General features: G+C 70.1%; 2 protein-coding genes. Both read right to left on the reverse strand.

The window, feature by feature from the left end; all coding sequences use genetic code 11:
• Window positions 1-131: 131 nt before the first annotated feature.
• Window positions 132-1,031 (reverse strand): helix-turn-helix domain-containing protein, encoded by a 900-nt coding sequence (locus I9P22_RS24090; RefSeq protein WP_199262747.1) that lies wholly within the window; start codon window positions 1,029-1,031, stop codon window positions 132-134.
• Between the two features lie 328 nt (window positions 1,032-1,359).
• Window positions 1,360-1,721, reverse strand: a 362-nt coding sequence (locus I9P22_RS24095) for an NrsF family protein (protein WP_199262749.1), incomplete at its 5' end; no start/stop codon positions are given.

Genomic DNA, 1,721 nt, shown 5'->3' on the forward strand with positions numbered 1-1,721 from the left:
CACGAGCCGATCAGATCGCCGTTCACGGTATGGCCAAGAGCGAGTTCTTCACACGCGACGAGAACAGAAACAGTTACCCCAGCTAACTGCGGTTTTCCGGGGCTGTCTTGATCCAGGGCGCTGCGGTTTGTTCAGAACCCCTGCAAAATGCGCCGGCGCCAGACCGAGGGCGGCATTCCGTTGGCGGCGCGGAACACCCGCGACAGATGCGCCTGATCGGCAAAGCCCGTGGCATAGGCGATATCGGCCAGCGCGCGGGCGGGATCGCGCATCATGTCCTGGGCCGCCCGCAGCCGCAGACGGCTTTGCCAGCGCTGCGGCGTTTCCCCCTGCGACTGCTTGAAGCAATGCGAGAAGCGGCTTTCGGACAGGCCCGCCGCCCGTGCCATCTCGGCAACCGAGACATACCGGCCCAGGTTCTCGTGCACATGACGCTCGACCGCCGCGAATTGCCGCGCCGACAGGCCGCCGCTGGCGATGCAGGGCGCGTCGGTCCCGGCCTCGGCATCGGTCGCGAAGATCTCGGCCAGCGTCGCGGCAAGCAGCGCGTCGATCAGCATCTCGCCGCGGCGGGGCTTGCGTACCTCGTCCGAGGCCAGCCGGCCCAGGGCGACCAGCCGGTCGCTTTGTCCAAGCAGGCGCGGCCGGGTCAGGTCCGCCCTGACATTCGCCGCCGCCAGCCGCCGCTGCAGCGCCTCGCCTTCCATGTGGAAATCCAGGTGGGACTTTTCATGGTCCGCCTCGATCCGGCTCCATAGCGGCATGCCGGGCGGCATGTAGAAGGCCTGGATTCCGCGATGCTCGGCCAGGTCCCCGCCGATGCGCATCGCCACCGGCGGCGGCACCCGGTCCAGCAGGATGACGATGCGCGGATCCGGGGCGATATAGAAGCCGCCGCCGCCCTCTTCGGCCCTGACCGACCAGACATCGGCGATGGCCCCGGCGAAGCGGCGGTAGCTCAGCGGCGCCAGGGTCCGCAATCCGTGGATGCGGGTCTCCATCCGCGGTCGGAACTCTGTGTTCGCCTGCATGTCGCCCTGCCTGCCCTCGCCTTCCGGGACCATCCGGCCGCGGGATGTCCACGGCCTTCGTCATCGCGTATTCTTGACTGAAATACTATGGATTTGCAAGCCGCTTCTCGGACCGGGCGCTGTTCTGGCAGCGGGCGACGGCGGCCTTGAATTCCTCGGGCACCGGACAGGTCTTCTGCGACTCGCAGCCGAACATGACATGGGTCGAGCCGGCCCGCGCCGCCTCGGGGCCGCCGTCGGACGATCTCGGCGCCCGCCCCCGGCGACCGGCTCGCGTCGGGCCGGAAAGGCGCGCCACCCTTCCCGGTCGTATCCCCCTCGGCCGGGTTTACCAGCGCAGGCAGAATTTCCCCAGCCCGGCCCCCAGCAGGGTGGTCAGCAGGATGCCGGCCGTATACCACAGCGCCACGAAGGGCAGGCCGGTCTCGGGGCAGTGCAGAGCATAGACCATGGTCCCGGCCGCCCCGCCCAGAAGGCCCGCGGCGGCTCCGGCGGCCAGCGGCCGCGTCGGGGCCAGGCGGCGCAGCACGGCCAGCAGCCCCGCCAGGACCGGCATCGAGACCATGGCGATCAGGAACGGGCAGACCAATGCCGTGCGGCCCAGGACCAGCTCCCGCCGGCTGGCGGCCGGGGCCTCGGCCAGCGCAAGCAGCGCCGCGGCCGCGACGACCAGGACAATCGCAAGGGCGG

The sequence above is a fragment of the Paracoccus binzhouensis genome (assembly GCF_016446475.1).
Classification (GTDB): domain Bacteria; phylum Pseudomonadota; class Alphaproteobacteria; order Rhodobacterales; family Rhodobacteraceae; genus Paracoccus; species Paracoccus binzhouensis.